Genomic DNA, 17,044 nt, shown 5'->3' on the forward strand with positions numbered 1-17,044 from the left:
CTATCTTATTTTTTTAAGAAATATAATTCCATTATTTTACTCAAAAAAATTATGCTTATACTAATTGCAGGCCCTTACAGAAGCGGCACCAATGATGATCCGGTACTGATCCGTCAGAATCTGGATAAACTGGAAGCGGCGGCTCTTCCTGTTTTCAGAAAAGGTCATATTCCTGTTATTGGAGAATGGCTGGCACTCCCTCTAATCCATCTTGCAGGTTCTACCCGGATCGGGGACGAGGCATGGCAGGAAATACAATACCCAATCGCCCACCGCATTCTGGAAAAATGTGATGCCGTCCTCAGAATTGAAGGCGCTTCAAAAGGTGCGGATGAAGACGTAAGAATAGCCCGGGAGCGTGGCTTAACCATATACTATAACATTGAAGATATTCCCAATGCATAATCCTGACATACAGATCATCGACACAGAAATCCTTTCTGATAACTGGTACACCCTGAAGAAAGTCACCTATCATCTTGAAAAGAAAGACGGAACCATAGAAACCCAAAGCAGAGAAGCTTACGACAGGGGAAATGGTGCCGTCATTATGCTTTACAACAAAGTTTCCGGTACTGTGATCCTGACCAGACAGTTCAGGCTTCCGACTTTCATCAATGGAAATTCAGCGGGAATGCTCATCGAAGCATGTGCCGGGCTTCTGGACCAAGACAACCCTGAAGACTGCATCAAAAGAGAAACAGAAGAGGAAACCGGCTACAAAATCTCAAAAGTGGAGAAAATATTTGAAGCCTATATGTCACCGGGTTCCGTAACGGAGATTCTTCATTTTTTTATTGCAGAATATGCGCCTGATATGAAGATCAATAATGGCGGTGGGCTGGAAGAAGAGGGAGAAAATATTGAGGTTCTGGAACTTTCTTTTGATAAGACTCTGGATATGGTGGATCATGGAGAAATTAAGGACGCCAAAACCATTATGCTGCTGCAGTATTTACGTCTTAAAAACATTTTATAGAAACCCATATGAAGCCGGAAATGAAGATAAGGTGATTAAAAATAATCAGGTGAAATATCTGTAGGGTAGTTTATTAAGATTATATCATTAAAAATACACTGACAAACTCTAATTCTTACATCAAAAGAAGTATTTTTGACCTTAATTATTTAGACGAAAATCCAAATCATAAAATTCATGAAGAAAATAATATTAATTCTTTCTATAGTTACCTCTGTAACAGTCTGGGGACAAAAAACGAACAATCTGGTGCAGTACAATTACCAGACTTTCAGTTGTGATAATAAAGGCTATTTTGATCCTAAGAAGTATAAAAAAGAAGAGATCGACGGTGTTTTTAAACTTCTGTATACCTACAGCGGCGTTCATTTCGACAATCATATGGTTTTTAACCTTTCCGATCTTGACAAGATCAGGAAAAATAAAAATCAATACCTGCAGCAGCTGGACAAGCAGTACCAGGAAAAGAAAAAAGAGCTTTACAGCCTTAAAGTCATCAATCTTCCGGAATGGAAAAAGCTCCAGCAGGAAACCATTCAGGTTTTTGAAAACGAATATCAGCTGAAAAAAGAGGAACTTAATGCTTTTTCAGATCCTTCAACCCTGAGGAACAGTAAGTTTTACAGTACCTGCAAGCAATATATTGATGCAGTAACTTCTCCCGACAAACAGAAAATGTATGATGCCTGGGAAAAGTTTGCACAGGAAAAGAGCAAAAAGAATTCTGATCCGCAATCAATAATGACAAAGTTTAATGATCAGCTCAATGACCTTCAAAAAGATGATTATGCACTGATTGACCTTATTGGCTTAGGCTTTTATAACTGTGCCAACGGAAGCTTCAGGCCGGATCCTAATAAGGAGCCTACGTTATATGAAAAATTTGATAAGATCTTTACGAAGCTGAAGCAGGAATGTGATGAGCCGTAAGATTGATTTAAAAATTAAGATTTAAGAATTTAAAGATTATAGAGACAGTATCCGGTTGGGTGCTGTTTTTTTTGTGAATAGTCCATCGAAATAGGGCAGAGAAATTAATATATATCGTATGAAATTTGTTGTAGTTTTGGCATTATCTTAATTATGAAACTATTTTTACCGATGAAAAAATCGATCCTATGCCTGAGCGTTTGTCTTATGATGTCTTTTGCATCTGCACAAACAGAAAAAAAGCAAGGTGAGCAGCAACAGCATTCATCAAACGAGACCTCCAAGATTGATAAAGACAAGGCTTTTGAGCAGTGGATGAAGGAAAATAAAGTTCCGATGGTTGGTCTCAGCATTATTAAAAACGGAAAAACCGAAAAAGTAAAAATATACGGAGCGCTTCATGGAACAAGTCCCGCACCTGAAAACACTTTATTCAATGTCGCTTCACTCACAAAGCCTGTGACGGCTATCGTTGCTTTAAAACTGGTCAGTTCGGAAAAATGGAATCTTGATGAACCTCTCAGTAATTACTGGACGGATCCCGATGTTGCTCAGGATCCCCGAAATAAAAAACTGACCACAAGGCTTGTCCTCAGCCACCAGACTGGATTTCCCAACTGGCGATGGATGAATCCCGATAAAAAACTGAATTTCCAGTTTGATCCCGGAACAAAGTATCAGTATTCCGGAGAGGGTTTTGAGTACCTGAGAAAGGCTATGGAAAAAAAATTCAATACCACTCTGGACAAACTTGCAAAAGAACTTATATTTAAGCCGTTAAAAATGAAAGACACGTCTTATCTCTGGGATGAGAAAAAGGATGCATTGCGATTTTCAGAAGGCTATGACAAAGAGGGAAAAATGTATTCGACCGTTAAAACATCTACAGCCAATGCAGCCGACGACCTCATAACAACCGTGTCTGATTACAGCCGGTTTTTAATCAGTATAATGAATGGTGATGGACTTTCCAAACAGGTTTTTAATGAAATGAAAACCGGACAAGTAGTGACCAAAAAAAGAAAGTCTTTCGGGCTGGGATTCGAGATCTACGATTTAGGTGATGGCTAGATTGCCCTATCTCATGGTGGTGCCGATCAGGGCGTGCAGACCATCTTTTTTCTTCTTCCCAAAACAAAAGACGGAATTGTAATTTTCACGAATGTAGATGACGGATATAAGGTCTATGAAAAACTTCTGACGGAGTATCTGGGAGACTATGGCAGGAAGGTGGTGGAGATTGAGACAATATAATTTTTCTTTTCAAAGCAGACAATATATTTTGTAACTTAGCTTTAACAAATCGTTTTTTATCCAGAATGAAAACAGTTAAAAAATATTCATCTTTCAAACAACTTAAATCCAGTGAACACGAAGCTCTGGATAAAGATTCTGCGGATAAAAAACACAAAAAATTCGAAATATTTATCAAGTCTCTTCAACAGTCTTCCGATAAGAAAAAGTAATTAGTTTTTATATGGAAAATGATTTCAAAACCAGCCTGCTATCTATTTGTGAGCTTTTCGAAAAACATTCCATACAATATATGATTATAGGCGGTACTGCAGTAGCTTATTATGGATACTACAGACAATCTACAAATATGGATGGCAGTATTTCCGAAAAGCCAGATATTGATATCTGGTACAATCCAAGCTATGAAAATTATTTCAGTATCATCAATGCCCTGGAAGATTTGGGAAAAGATGTTACAAAATACAGGTCAGAGAAAAATCCAAATCCAAAAAAATCTTACTTTAAACTGGAATTTGCTGATTTCACTCTAGATCTTCTTCCTGAAATCCGGTCCAAAACCAGCTATTCAATTGCAGACCTTAGAAAAAAAACGGTTCAGTCTGGTGGTGTAAATATGTATTTTATCAGCCTGAATGATCTGATAGATGATAAAAGATCAAATGGAAGAAAAAAGGATATTGAAGATATTAATGAACTTAAAAATTTAAGTAATAATGATTAAATCAATATTTTCTTTAATGAAAATACCTGCAATCCTATCTTTCGTACTTTTATTCTCTCTCTCATCGTGTAATTACAGCGAAAAGCAGCAGGACATCATTCAGAAGATCAGCAAAAAGGATACATCCAGATTTGACGAAAGCTTCAGAAAAAATCTATTGAATGAATTTTCTAAAACAGATATCATACGGCTTTCTTCTCATGAAAACGCAGAGGTTGCATTGTATTTTTTTCAGATCCTGCTGGAAAAATACCCTGAAGAATGTTTCGATGTCCTGATGAAAAACCTTGACAATAAGAAGACTTCCATCATCAGTACCAGCTATGATACCCTGAATGCAATGACGGTTCCTGAAGCTATGCTCTTCTGGGAAAGCAGAAAAAATATCTTTACTAAAGAACAGAAAAAAGAACTGTTTGAAGCCATTCTCACAGACATAGAACATAAAACACATCTTGACGGCTATGTTTTTATGTATATGCTTGATCATGAGAAAAACCCGGATCCAAAATATTACTCCTCTGTCAGGAAAATGATCACAACGGGAGCCGATCATTATATGGGAGACTATACCCTCCTCAATTATTTTTCCAATTACAACAAACCGGAAGACAGCCTGATCATTAAAGATTTTCTGAAGAAAAATATTTTTGACAAAGGTTCTATTCATATGAATCTTACCGTAGAATACATCGGAAAACATCCGAAACCGTCTTATTTTCCAATTTTAAGAGAGTTCTATGACGAACGGATAAAGGGGAATACTTTCCGGGCAGATGACATTTTTTTCGAATTTGAAGACCTTACCAAAGCAACAATCTGGTATAAAACGGAAGATGCCAAAAATCTGATGAAAGATATTGCCTATCGGACGAAATACACTTCCTCCGGAAATTATCTCGCGTCGAATGAGCAGATTTATTTCCTGCTCAAAAAATATGACAATGCGAATTATTTTAAAGAAGTCACTGATGATCTTGGCAGGAAAACTGATCCCGTTAAACTGGATTCCATAGAGGCATGGCATAAGCGATGGGACAGGCATATGGAATAAAACATCTTATCACAAACAATAACAAGTAATTGGGTACTTCCTCTACCCCCTTCCAACTTCCAAATAAATTAATAATGAATAACTTATGATTTTATAAATTAAATTCCTTAATTTTGCACCCCGAAATAAGGATTCTAGAGTTATGAAAAAATTAGGCGAATACAGAAAGCTTCTTGAAGTTGATAAAACGGTTACTTTAAAGGAATTGAAAACCATTTATAGGAACACGATGAAAGACACACATCCTGATAAATTTATCAATGATGAAGCCGGAAAACTTGAAGCAGAGGAAAAAAGCAAATCTGTGATTGAAGCCTATCATTTTCTGGTGAGCATCAATCCGGAGACACAGGAAAAATACAAAGAGGAATATACTGAAACCATTACAAAATCCAATATTCAGGATTTTTATCTTGAAAAAGCGGTTTTGAAAATTCAGCACCTGAACGGAAATATGTACGAATACCTTGGTGTTCCAAGAAACACGTATATTAAAATGGTTAATTCGGATTCACCAAGCCGTTTTGCAAGAAGACATATCTACGGAAGTTTTATCTACAGAAAGGCCGGCGAGGCTATGGCGGATTAATTTTTTCCATATAAAATACATGAAGGCTTTCAGATCAGTTCTGGAAGCCTTTTTTATTTTAGATTAAGAGATTTGGGAATTGAGAGATTATGAAAATCCCGTTGAAGTTCTGTTCAATATTTAATAGAGAAAGATTATTTAAGCTTCTATTTTTAGAGTTGGAATATCGCAAGGACGCAAGATTTTTATTTATTTTATGTTGTTAAGGCGCAAGGATTTTATCTGCGATAAAATTGTATAATGCCGTCAATCCAATGATTGAAGTAACCGCAATCAACTCATCTATCTTTGCTGAAAATCTTGATTTTCTCGCGCCTTAAAAACATTTTATTTTTAAACCTTGCGCCTTTGCGAATCCTAACAAAGAAACCGGATAATATTACCCTTAATCTCTCAATTTTTTAATTTTTTAATTTTTTAATTTTTAAATCTTTTAATCCCATCAATTAAAAAATCGCCCCAGAAATTCTGAGGCGATTTTAGGCTAATTAAGGTTAAAATATTTAGTCTACGTGCTTAGGAGTATATCCGTCTTCACTTAGTTCTTTGTGTACGTAATCTGCCTTCATTTCGGCGTCGTAATCTACTTTTTCATGTTTACCCATTCTGCGTAGAATAGAGTCAAACAGGGAATATACTACAGGTACGATAATCAGGGTCAGGAATAGAGACGATGTTAAACCACCGATAACTACCCATGCAAGACCTTTGTTCATCTCGGCTCCGGCTCCTGTTGCCAATGCGATCGGTAACATACCGAAGATCATCGCAATAGTGGTCATCAGGATCGGACGAAGACGTGCGTGGTTGGCCTGAATCAATGCATCATGTGTATTGGCACCGGCCTCTTTTCTGGCGTTCGTAAAGTCGACGATCAGGATCGCGTTTTTCGCTACAAGACCAATCAACATGATCATCCCCAGCATCGTAAAGATGTTCAGTGAGTTTGCCGTCAAGGCCAGGATCACCATTACCCCGATCATCGCCAGCGGAATGGAGAACAATACCACAAACGGATACACGAAACTGTCATACAGGGAAACCATTACCAGGTATACCAATACGATAGCCGCTAATAAAGCAATACCCAAAGTACCGAAACCTTCCTGCTGGTTTTCCATATCCCCGCTCCAGATGTAATCTACCCCTACAGGTTTGTTTTTACCGTCCATGAACTGGTTGGCCCATTCATTGGCAACGTCCCCTACAGGTCTACCTACTGCTTTTGCTCTTACTTTTACAGAAGGAGATTTATCTCTACGTTCAAGCAAACTCGGTCCCGAACCCATTTTTACATCTGCAAACTGGCTCAGACGAACCTGCTCACCCTGAGGATTGGTGAACATCAGGTTTTTCACATCATCAATGGATTGTCTGTTCGCATCACCGAAACGGATGTTGATATCATATTCGTACTCTCCTGCTCTGAATTTTCCGTCTGTATTTCCGTTGAATGCCGTCTGCATCGTTTGTCCTACACTTGAAAGATTCAGGCCTAGGGAAGCCATTTTATCTCTGTCGATATTCACCTGAACTTCAGGGTTACCTGTATCGGTAGATAATTCAGCATCTACTGCTCCCGGAACTTTTTTCAGTAATTCAAGGATTCTTGTTGCTTCTTTTACCGCAGTTGCGTTATCCGGAGCGGTTACCACCATTTCAATCGGGGCATTTTCTGCTCCCATAATACCGATTGGTGCTGTTTTAAACTCAACCCCTGTGAATTTCTCTTCCAAAGCTCTTTTTACTTTCGCAGCCTTGATGTTTGTACTTTCAGAACGCTCAGATTTATCTGTTAAATTTACCTGAACCTCCGACTGGTACGTAGTAGCCTGAGCTCCACCAAAACCTGTAGACTGCTGTCCTACGGTGGTGATAAGGTCCACAACATCTTTATCATTTCTTAAAAACTTCTCAACGTCTAAGGTAAGCTGGTTTGTTTTTTCAACGGTTGCATCTTTTGATAACTCCATTTGAACAAGGAACTGTCCACGGTCAATCGGAGGGAAGAATTCTCCACCAATGAAACCGAACGCCACCAGCATGAATGAGCTGATCAGAACGATGAAGGTGATCACTACTGTAGAAATTCTTCTTAACGTAGTTTTCAGACACCATTCAAGGATTCCTGTAATCCAGTGTGTAAATCTGTCAATTAAACCTTCAAACCAAAGGATGAATTTCTGGAACCAGTTTTTACCTGTTAAATGCTCAAGCTTACCAAATCTTGATGACAACCAAGGAATAATGGTAAATGAAGCCAATAACGATAACAGGGTTGCAATAACTACCGTGACGCAGAACTGTGCCAGGATATTGGCTACCAGACCGGAACTCATCGCAATCGGAAGGAATACCACCACAATTACCAGGGTAATGGCTGCTACGGTAAATCCAATCTCAGAAGCCCCGTCATAAGCTGCCCTGATCTTGCTTTTCCCCATCTCCATGTGACGGTAGATGTTTTCCAGTACCACAATCGCGTCATCCACCAGGATACCTACCACGAGCGACAGCCCCAGTAAGCTCATCAGGTTCAGGGTATATCCCATTAAATTCATTCCGATGAACGTAGCCACCAGTGAAGCCGGGATAGAAACCATTACGATGAAGGCGTTTCTGATACTGTGAAGGAATAATAACATCACAATCGCCACGAGGATAATCGCTAAGAATAAGTCGAAAATAACGTGGTTCGCTGATTCAAGGGTAAAGTCTGTTGTATCGTTTACCACTTTTACTTTTACACCCTGTACTTTATAGGCAGCCTCTACCGTTGCAATGGTTTTCTGAACACTTTCAGACACTGCTACTGCATTGGCATCCGACTGCTTTTTCACCTGCATCAAAATCGTAGGAAACTGATTGAATCTCGCTACTTTTTCAGCATCTTTCTGGGAATCGAAAACCGTGGCAATATCAGATAAGCGAACCTGAGCTCCGTTTTTATTGGAAACTACCAGGTTATTCATTTCCTGAGTCGATTTATATTTTCCTGAAAGTCTGATGGTAGATTTTGTTGATCTGGTTTTCAAACTTCCGGTAGGGAAATCAAGGTTGGAAGAAAGAATCGCCTGCTGTACGTCTGCAATTGACAGTCCGTATCCCTGCAGTTTTTTCTCGTCCAGATTCACCTGGATCTCTCTTTCCTGTCCCCCTACAAGATCTACCTGAGCTACCCCGTTTACACGGGAGAAAATAGGTTCGATCTTTTTATCCAAAAGGTCATAAAGGTCTTTGCTGTTCAGTTTATCAGATGAAATACTCATCGTGATAATCGGTAAGTCATCCAGTGAGAATTTGTTCAGGGATGGTGCGTCCACATCATCCGGAAGGTCTGCAAGGATGGCATTTACTTTTCTCTGAGCATCATTCAATGCATAATCCACATCGGCTCCGTCATTCAGCTGAACCATGATTACGGACAAACTTTCGTAAGAGGAAGATTCCACCTTCTTCACGTTTTCCAGGGAACCCACGGCATCTTCAATTTTCCGGGTTACGGAAGTTTCCACCTCGGCAGGAGAAGCTCCCGGATACACGGTGGAAATGGTTACCATGTTGGTTTCAAACTTCGGAATCAATTCGTATCCCATGAGTGAATAACTCAGGATACCTCCCAGCGTCAGAATTGTAAATAATACAATTACCAGCGAGGGTCTTTTAATCGATATTTCTGCTAACTTCATAAACCTTCTACTTTATAATGTTTATCTTAGAACCGTTGTCAAGGTTGATCTGTCCGCTCGTTACTACCTGCTCTCCTCCATTCAGTCCGCTTAATACCTGAACTTTGTCACCATATACTTTTCCAATGGTTACTTTGATCAGTTTCGCAACACCATTCTGAACCACGAATAACTGCCCGGAACTTACCCCGTTTACGAACGCTTCCGCAGGAACCGTCAGCATATTCTGGGTTTCCGCTCCGTTGTTGGTTTTAAATGTAGCCGTTGCGTACATCCCTGCTTTCAGATTTCCTTTGTTCTGTACTTCAATTTCAACCGGGAAGTTCAGGGAAGCATCACTTTTGGGAGCAATGAAGGTAATTCTGCCTACGAAAGAATCTTCCGGTAAAACATTTACATTAATAGGAACTTCCTGACCTAACTGAATTCTTCCGATCTGGCTTTCGTCCACTAAAACGGAAAGTTTCAGGCTGTTAATGTTTACAATTTCAAACATAGCGGTTCCCGGAGAAACCACGGTTCCCGGCTCCACCATCTTTTTATTGATCGTTCCGCTGATTCCCGCACGGATGCTGGTGTCATTTACTTTCACGCCCTGAGCACGTACGGCAGCCTGCATATTTTTAAGCTGTAATCTTGAATTATCAAGCTGCTGCTTGGTTACCCCTCCGGTTTTGTATGCATTTTCGTAACGCTGATTGTCCATAATGGCATTCTGAAGGTTATTCTGAGCCTGGGTTACATCCACCTCAATAGCATCTCTTTTGATGGTTGCCAGAACCTGCCCTGCTCCCACTCTAGAGCCTTCTTTTACCAGAACGCTTACGATACGTCCGGAAATCTCTGAAGACTGATTCATTTCCTGCTTGGGAAGGAATGTTCCATTGGCAGAATAATCCGTGTCAATATTTTCTCTTTTTACGGTAACAACGTTTACATTGATCTTATCTACCTGCTTGGCTACCTCTTTTACCTCCTGAGTCTGCTTTTCCTTGTTACCAGCAATCTTGTATGCTGCCAGACCTACCAGTACCGCAGCTACGATGATATATATTAAAGTTTTTTTCATTTTAGTTTATTATTAATTTTGTAGTGTGTTCAGTTCCCCTTTAGCTTTAATTAACTTGATCTCAGCCTGCTTGTAATCCAGCAATGCATTTGAATAGTTCTGTTTTGCCTGCGTTAAAGCGTTTTCAGAATCCAGTACTTCGGTAAGCGTTGCCAGACCATACTGATAGTTTGACTGTGTATTTTTCTGAACTCTTTCAGCAAGCTCTACATTGTCTTTCATGCTCTGAATATTGATAATGGCGTTTTCCATATTGGTAACAGCATTTTTATGATCAAGATCCAGGCTCAGCTGTGTTTTCTGAATGTCCTGATCGATATCCTGGATATCAATTTCAGCCTGCTGAATCTTAGCTTTCGTTGCCCCTCCGGTAAAGATCGGAACACTGATGTTCAGCCCGATTGCTGAATAATCACTCCAAAGAACGCCGTTATTCAATCCGTTGGTTAGAGGGAATTTTTTCCCCATACCGGCCCAGCCGTAATTGGCTGTAAGGCTTACTGTAGGATACAGATAAGCTTCTGTTGCTTTTTTATTAAACTGGAGAAGTTCCCTGTTTTTAGTCAGAACTTTAAGTTCGGTACGGTTGTCAAGATTCACGTTACTGGCGATCAGTTCAGGTTTTGGCTCGATGGTTTTCTCTTCAAGCTCGATGTCTGTCCCGATCGGAACTCCCATATAAAATTTTAAAGCATTTTTGGAAAGCTCAACGGAATTAATCAGCTGCTGCTTGTTGGAACCGATATTGGTAAGCTGTACGTTTGTACGGTCCAGATCAATGGATTTTGCCAGTCCGTTATCAACAAGGCTTTTGATTACGTTTCTTACTTTTTCGGTATTGGCATAGCTCGCTTCTACTGTTTTGAGATTTTCTTCCTGTACAAACACCTGATAATAAGCTGTAGCTACATTTTCAATGATCTGTTCATTGGTCAGCTGGGCATTCAATACATAGAACTCTCTTGTAGATTTTGCCGCCTTAAGACCGGTAAAAACCCTTTGATCAAATAAAGCCTGTCTTAGCTCCACTACTGCACTTGAGCTCCATGGCTGTCCCAGCTGGGCTCTGATTCTCTCGCCTCCGAACTCAAGTAAAGATTCCTGAATAACCGGATTGTAGGTTAAACCTGCCGTGGCACTGATCTGTGGTAAAGCTCCTGCTCTGGCTTCATCAATTTTATACTCCGCTTTCTTGATCTGCAAGGCCGCTTTCTTGGCTTCTGCTTTATTCTGCAGGGCCTGCTTGATGGCTTCCTGTAAAGAAACCTGCTGCTGGGCAGATACTGATGAAAAGCCGAAAATCATAAACGCCGCAGCTATCCCAATTTTTAGCTTTTTAGCAGTGATACGTTTTCTTTTCATAATTTATACTTCGTTTATTTTTTTAATTAAATTTTCTAGCCTATGTTTTGTTTCTAAAGGACGAATCATTTCGTAAAATACTTTAACATTTTTTTAATTTTTGAAAAGCATATTGATAATGATCTCTTTTCTTTCAGAGATTATCTGGTCATATTCTGAATCACTGATCATCAGATTCTCCATGAATAAAGGTCTCACAGCACTCGGAAATACAAGAAGTGAAACCATATTCAGGATAAACTGAACGGGTGCCATTTTTTCAATATTTCCCAGTTCCATCTCTTTTTCGATATCTTTATAAAGAGTTTCTAGTACATCTTCCTCTATTTCTTTCTGATGGCAGTTTCCTTTATTGATCTGTGAAACGATGTAAGTTTCCAGGTACGGATACTGAAGGCTTGTAGAAAGGCTTCCCTCTATAAATTTGCTGATCTTTACTTTAAAAGGAAGATCTGCATTCTGAATGATCTTGGATTTTTCCTGTTCTACCCGCTGAGCTTCATCAAAAATGATCTGGATCAGATTGTCTCTTGAACGGAAATAATAATTAATAAGCGTTCTGTTTACTCCGGCTTCATCCGCAATCTCCTGGGTAGTAGCATCAAATTTCCCTTTCACAAAGAATAAATTCTTCGCTATCTCTTTGATCAATTCCTGTGTTTGGTCTTTTTTCGCTTGATTTGACATTATTGTTAAACAATTTTGTGCAAATGTAAATCAAATTCTGTTTTTGACAAAATTGTTAAACAAAATAATTAAACAAAATTGTTATGATTTACATCATGTTTTTAATTCAATTTATTTAATGGGAAATTAGATTTGTGTAGAAAGTTTTGGGTTCAGCATAGGTTTCGGCGGCCCAAAGGGCCGCCGAAACCTATGCTGAACTTAACAAAAAGCCATAAAAAAGGCTGTCTTAATAACAGCCCATATTTTACATTTTACAGTAATCTTATTTTATCCTCAGAGATCTCCACGATTTTATCTTTATAAAGTCCTCCAAGTGCTTTCTTGAAATTCTTTTTGCTCATCTGAAGCTCATCTTTGATCTCTTCAGGTGAAGACTTGTCGGATAAATAAAGGAGCCCGTAGTTTTCTTCCAGCTTAGTCAGGATTTTCTGTCTGAATTCATCAATATTCTCAAAACCTTCAGGCTGCAGGGAGACATCAATTTTACCGTCTTCACGGATAGCCTTGATATAACCGCTTTCTTCGGATAATGGATAGAGCTTTTTAAATACATCTGAAGCATAAATCAGCCCTATGTATTTTTTATTGATCACTACATTCCAGCCCAGCTCACTTTCATTCATCATGAGTAAATCTACTTTATCTCCTTTTTGGAAAGGAAGATCCTGATACTGTGGGTTTCTTTTGAATTTTGTAGTCCCGGTAATCAGTTCCAGATCTTCATCTATGTAAAGATAGACCAGATATCTTTTACCTTCAATAATTTTGGATTTCTGCTGTTTATAAGGAATAAAAAGATCTTTAATGATTCCCCAATCCATAAAAGCTCCGCTCGGAAGACTTTGTACACAGCTCATTACCGCATACTCACCTACTTCAGCCAGTGGAATTTCAGTGGTAGCTTTTAATTTACCGTCATCCTGATAGACAAAAACTTCAACATCATCACCGATTTCTTTTTCATCGCTGGTAAATACTTTTGGAAGAAAAGCTTTTTCACCTGATTCATCCGTCAGGATCCATCCTGAATTGTTTTTATCTGAAATTTTTAAAGTCTGGGTTTTTCCGGGTTGCATTGAATATAAAATTAGCCACAAAGGTACGGAAAATTGAAGATTTTAAACCATTCCTTTTGTATTGCCTTATTTCCACGGCTTCTTATGCTTTTAAGAGTCAATAAAACGTGTACATTTGATAGACTAAAATTAGGGATATGAAAAAACATGTTGTTCTTTTTTTTATTTTCATCACCACAGTATTAAATGCCCAATGGGACAAGACTTCCTTTAATATTGCTTACCGTTATACGGGAAGAAATGTTCTGCAGTCCGGCCTGGAATTCAAAGTCAATACCGCCAGGGAACAGTCTCTGGTTGCAGGAGCATCCATGCTTTACACTTCTGTTCACCATAAAGATAAATTCCTTCCGGAAGCCAATATATATTATACCAATATTAAAAGTCAGCTGATAGGCGTATCGGTAAACCCATATTCAATAGAACCCAGAATAGGCTTTTCCCTGTTTAATTTTATGTACCTTAATACAGGGTACGCATTTCCGATTCACAAGGAGAAATATTTTAAAGGAATCACTTTTGGAGTTCAGTTTAATATTGCTCCGGTGAAAAATTCTGCTTTTTATGACCGTTTAAAACTGATGTAAAAAAATTCATTCCTGATATGCTCCGGTTATTGGGGCACACTGAATTCTGCCTGCATATCTTTCAGCTTTTCAAAAGTCATTTCCAATAGTTCATCAGAAAGATCATGAAGATTAAAATAAGTTTTCAAAATAGAAGTTAACTGATCCTTATCTGAAATATCCGAACTTTCTTTTCTTCCGTCATTCCACCGGATATTAAATGTACTGTTAAAAAGAGCATATCTGGCATCCTCATCCACCCTGGTAATCATTAAAAACCTCTTAAATACCGAATCCGGGCCGGTTGCAATATACCAGTTCGCCATTTCCAGATCTGAAAATTCTGCTTCTTCCAGTGAAAATTTATAGATAGGCAGCCATTCTTCTTTTAATACTTCCAGCCTGTAAAAACCATTTTCATTGACAAGCCTGAATTGTCCGTTAGGAGTTTCCTGTACAACATCAGGTTTCAATAAGATGGGTGCAGTAAGCGTCATCGAGCCAAAACCAACATCAGCCAGATAATGCATTCCTTCAATTTCTGTAGTGAGCATCATATGTGAACGGGCGGTTCCGGAACCATCCCTGCTACCCCACATTACCCGAGCCAGATGCATTCTGATAGTAAATCCTAAGCTTTCCAGGACATTTTTAAACAATAAATTCTGTTCGTAGCAATATCCTCCCCGGCGATTTGTCACCAATTTATTAAATATTACATCGACCTTTAAGGAAGGCGTTTTCCCTGTAAATGTTTCCAGATTTTCAAAGGTAATATGCTTTGGATGCAGCTGATGAATCTTTTTCAGAAGTTCAAGTTTTTCTATATTTTTATCTGGTATTCCTGCTTCTATACGCTTAAAATATAAGTCTAATTCTTTATTTTCCATATTGTCTGATATTTTTATTCAAATATCGTGATTGTTCGTATTTAAAAATAGGCTAAAAGAGGGTATTGACAGGACAAATCAATCATTTTTATTAAAGTTACTTATTAGTAGATAAGAACCAAAAAAAGAGGCAGTTTAAAACTGCCTCTACGATTATTATTTTTTCAAAACTACCTTTCCATTTTTTACTTCTCCATTACTAAATATGATTTTATAGAAGTAAACTCCTGGAAGATAAGAAAGTGGAATTTTCCAGCTGCTCATAAAATTATCATTATCAATGGTTGCTGTAATGATCTTTTCAGACTGCATACCATTTAATCCTGTCAGATAGATCTGAACATTATCTTTACTGTAATTTTTAAAATTAAACAGTACTTCTCCCTTATTTTCCATCACCAGAATTTTCTTTTCAGGGCCATTTACTGACATTTTCAAATTCTTAGCCTGAAGGGCCTGTTTAAGAAGAATTCCATTGGTATATGAGTATTTAATGGTGTTTGATGGCTGCCAAACCCCATCTGACACTACATAACGCGTGAAGTAATATTCATCCATATTCATAGGATATGTACTTGCCAATCCGTCTATTGTACTGTTCTGAGTATTGACCATTGCTGGTATAGCACCAATCGATTCATCCGGAAGTGTATCTACTACCCAATGGTATTCAAAGTTTCCATCTCCACCTGTAGGGATACTTCCCATAATGTTCTGTACATTTCCTGAATCAAACTGAATATTATTATTGGCTATACCAGGAAATTGGGAAATTACGTACATTATCGGATTACTGTAGTTGTCTCCCAAATTCGGAGTACTGCTTTTTCTCCTGAATTCTGTATCTACATACAACGGAGTATCAACATTGAAAATTTCGCTGGTAGCTCCTATAATATCCTGCCATGTTCCTCCTACTTCTTTTTTCTGCCACTGGAAAGTCATAGGATCTTCTGTACTGTAGTGGTGTCCATCAAACATATAAGTTACCAACCTGCTCATTTGGGGAATATGTCCGGGCATTATTTTTTCACCTTCATATACGACTCCCAGAGTTGGATTCTGGGTTTTATAAATCGTATTTCCATAAATACCGGGGTTTATTACAATTTCATTACTGATATTATCTGCTACTCCAGGAGATGAAACGACACGTCTGTAATATTTCGGAACCGCTGTAGAAGGAATCATTAATTTATGTCGGTTGCCGATATCTGTAGTAATATTTGTCCAGACAGAATTTATTTTTTCCTGCCATTGATAGGTCATGGAAGCTAAACCTTCACCTCCTCCGGGATAGTAACCCTGAATATAAAGTGAATTCGTCTCATCAACCTTCAATTCAAGATTATTACCTCCAATATTCACTTTGACTTCGACTTCATTACTGAAAAAGGTTCCAAAATGCTCAGTCTGTACAGCTCTTCTTATAAAATAATGATTCATATTAACAGTTCCTGATGGTACGTAATTCAGGGAATTAACATTGATGTTGGTCCAGGAGAAGCTGCTTGAAGCGGGATTCCAGGGCATTCTTTTCTGCCAGTAATACTTAACGGTTCCTCCAGGTGGCATTATGGTTGGTATGGAACCAGCAATATAAGGTCCGGTACCCATATATTCCACAAGCCCGCCTCCTGAGATAGTATTGTTTAAAACAGTAGGATCTGAGAATGTTGTGTTGAATTTATTAGAATAAGCGATTACACCACCTGCTGAAGAAGTTAATCTTAAGTATAAATTTCCGGAATTGGCTGATTTGATCAGCATGGATGCATTCTGTACCTGGGTATAAAATTCATAATCCCCGCTCTGCCCATAGTTAATAGGGAATCCCGGACCAGAGTGAACATGAATTTGTAATGGAGAGCCGGTTGCCATATCTGCCACAAAATAAGCAGACGCAGCGATATTGGTATGTGATGCGGTTTGCTTCAGCACTGAATAAGACACTTTTATAGTGACCGGAGCGTTTTTATAAAGAGTAACATTGGAAGTATACTGTTGACCATAGGCTTCAATTTTTTTCAGGGTAATAACATCCTGCAGCTGAGCATTTGCAAAGCCACACAGCATGAGTAACAGTAAAAAGCTCAATACCCGTAAAGATTTTTTCATAGAATAAAAATTTGTTAAATTATTTCAATAGTAAGGGATAAATTTATTTATATT

General features: G+C 38.5%; 17 protein-coding genes. 10 read left to right on the top strand and 7 right to left on the bottom strand.

The genetic code is table 11. The features are described from left to right. Nucleotides 1-51: 51 nt before the first annotated feature. From B7E04_RS15655 to B7E04_RS15685, 9 genes are all read left to right on the top strand, one after another. Nucleotides 52-405 carry a DUF4406 domain-containing protein gene (locus B7E04_RS15655; RefSeq protein WP_080779457.1) on the top strand — a complete coding sequence of 118 codons (354 nt, stop codon included), beginning with the start codon at nt 52-54 and terminating at the stop codon, nt 403-405. Then, entirely contained in the window at nt 398-979 is a 582-nt protein-coding gene (gene nudK / locus B7E04_RS15660) for a GDP-mannose pyrophosphatase NudK (RefSeq protein WP_080779458.1), read from the top strand. Before B7E04_RS15655 ends, nudK begins: the two co-directional genes overlap by 8 nt. A 177-nt stretch (nt 980-1,156) precedes the next feature. Next, nucleotides 1,157-1,909, top strand: coding sequence for a hypothetical protein (locus tag B7E04_RS15665; protein WP_080779459.1), 753 nt, complete (start codon nt 1,157-1,159; stop codon nt 1,907-1,909). A gap of 171 nt (nt 1,910-2,080) precedes the next feature. Beyond that, nucleotides 2,081-2,980 (top strand): serine hydrolase domain-containing protein, encoded by a 900-nt coding sequence (locus B7E04_RS15670; RefSeq protein ID WP_317043798.1) that lies wholly within the window; start codon nt 2,081-2,083, stop codon nt 2,978-2,980. A 33-nt stretch (nt 2,981-3,013) separates the two neighbouring features. After that, nucleotides 3,014-3,163 (top strand): hypothetical protein, encoded by a 150-nt coding sequence (locus B7E04_RS22640; protein ID WP_317043799.1) that lies wholly within the window; start codon nt 3,014-3,016, stop codon nt 3,161-3,163. A 65-nt stretch (nt 3,164-3,228) separates the two neighbouring features. After that, entirely contained in the window at nt 3,229-3,375 is a 147-nt protein-coding gene (locus tag B7E04_RS22200) for a hypothetical protein (RefSeq protein WP_165439451.1), read from the top strand. A gap of 11 nt (nt 3,376-3,386) precedes the next feature. Beyond that, nucleotides 3,387-3,887: a hypothetical protein gene (locus B7E04_RS15675; protein ID WP_080779460.1), complete on the top strand. Its 501-nt coding sequence runs from the start codon at nt 3,387-3,389 to the stop codon at nt 3,885-3,887. A 16-nt stretch (nt 3,888-3,903) separates the two neighbouring features. Then, entirely contained in the window at nt 3,904-4,941 is a 1,038-nt protein-coding gene (locus B7E04_RS15680) for a hypothetical protein (RefSeq protein ID WP_139785415.1), read from the top strand. A gap of 142 nt (nt 4,942-5,083) precedes the next feature. Then, nucleotides 5,084-5,530: a KTSC domain-containing protein gene (locus tag B7E04_RS15685; protein ID WP_080779462.1), complete on the top strand. Its 447-nt coding sequence runs from the start codon at nt 5,084-5,086 to the stop codon at nt 5,528-5,530. A gap of 503 nt (nt 5,531-6,033) precedes the next feature. On the opposite strand, the gene B7E04_RS15690 is transcribed toward B7E04_RS15685, so the two are convergent. The 5 genes from B7E04_RS15690 to B7E04_RS15710 all read right to left on the bottom strand — a co-directional run bounded on the left by B7E04_RS15690 (nt 6,034) and on the right by B7E04_RS15710 (nt 13,416). Next, nucleotides 6,034-9,219, bottom strand: coding sequence for an efflux RND transporter permease subunit (locus tag B7E04_RS15690; protein ID WP_080779463.1), 3,186 nt, complete (start codon nt 9,217-9,219; stop codon nt 6,034-6,036). 7 nt (nt 9,220-9,226) lie between these two features. Then, nucleotides 9,227-10,288 carry an efflux RND transporter periplasmic adaptor subunit gene (locus B7E04_RS15695; protein WP_080779464.1) on the bottom strand — a complete coding sequence of 354 codons (1,062 nt, stop codon included), beginning with the start codon at nt 10,286-10,288 and terminating at the stop codon, nt 9,227-9,229. Nucleotides 10,289-10,300: 12 nt separating this feature from the next. Further along, on the bottom strand, nt 10,301-11,650 hold the full coding sequence (locus B7E04_RS15700) for a TolC family protein (protein WP_080779465.1): 1,350 nt from the start codon (nt 11,648-11,650) through the stop codon (nt 10,301-10,303). 93 nt (nt 11,651-11,743) lie between these two features. Beyond that, nucleotides 11,744-12,337 (bottom strand): TetR/AcrR family transcriptional regulator, encoded by a 594-nt coding sequence (locus tag B7E04_RS15705; RefSeq protein WP_080779466.1) that lies wholly within the window; start codon nt 12,335-12,337, stop codon nt 11,744-11,746. Nucleotides 12,338-12,591: 254 nt separating this feature from the next. Then, nucleotides 12,592-13,416, bottom strand: a complete 825-nt coding sequence (locus B7E04_RS15710) for a CvfB family protein (protein ID WP_080779467.1) — start codon at nt 13,414-13,416, stop codon at nt 12,592-12,594. A gap of 137 nt (nt 13,417-13,553) precedes the next feature. Between B7E04_RS15710 and B7E04_RS15715 the strand changes: the two genes are divergently transcribed. Beyond that, on the top strand, nt 13,554-14,003 hold the full coding sequence (locus B7E04_RS15715) for a hypothetical protein (RefSeq protein WP_080779468.1): 450 nt from the start codon (nt 13,554-13,556) through the stop codon (nt 14,001-14,003). A gap of 26 nt (nt 14,004-14,029) precedes the next feature. On the opposite strand, the gene B7E04_RS15720 is transcribed toward B7E04_RS15715, so the two are convergent. Both B7E04_RS15720 and B7E04_RS15725 read right to left on the bottom strand, forming a co-directional pair. Beyond that, nucleotides 14,030-14,872 carry an arylamine N-acetyltransferase family protein gene (locus tag B7E04_RS15720; protein ID WP_080779469.1) on the bottom strand — a complete coding sequence of 281 codons (843 nt, stop codon included), beginning with the start codon at nt 14,870-14,872 and terminating at the stop codon, nt 14,030-14,032. A gap of 156 nt (nt 14,873-15,028) precedes the next feature. Continuing rightward, nucleotides 15,029-16,990, bottom strand: a complete 1,962-nt coding sequence (locus B7E04_RS15725) for a hypothetical protein (RefSeq protein WP_139785416.1) — start codon at nt 16,988-16,990, stop codon at nt 15,029-15,031. Between the last annotated feature and the right edge of the window lie 54 nt (nt 16,991-17,044).

This window comes from Chryseobacterium phocaeense (assembly GCF_900169075.1).
In the GTDB taxonomy this organism is placed as follows: Bacteria; Bacteroidota; Bacteroidia; order Flavobacteriales; family Weeksellaceae; genus Chryseobacterium; species Chryseobacterium phocaeense.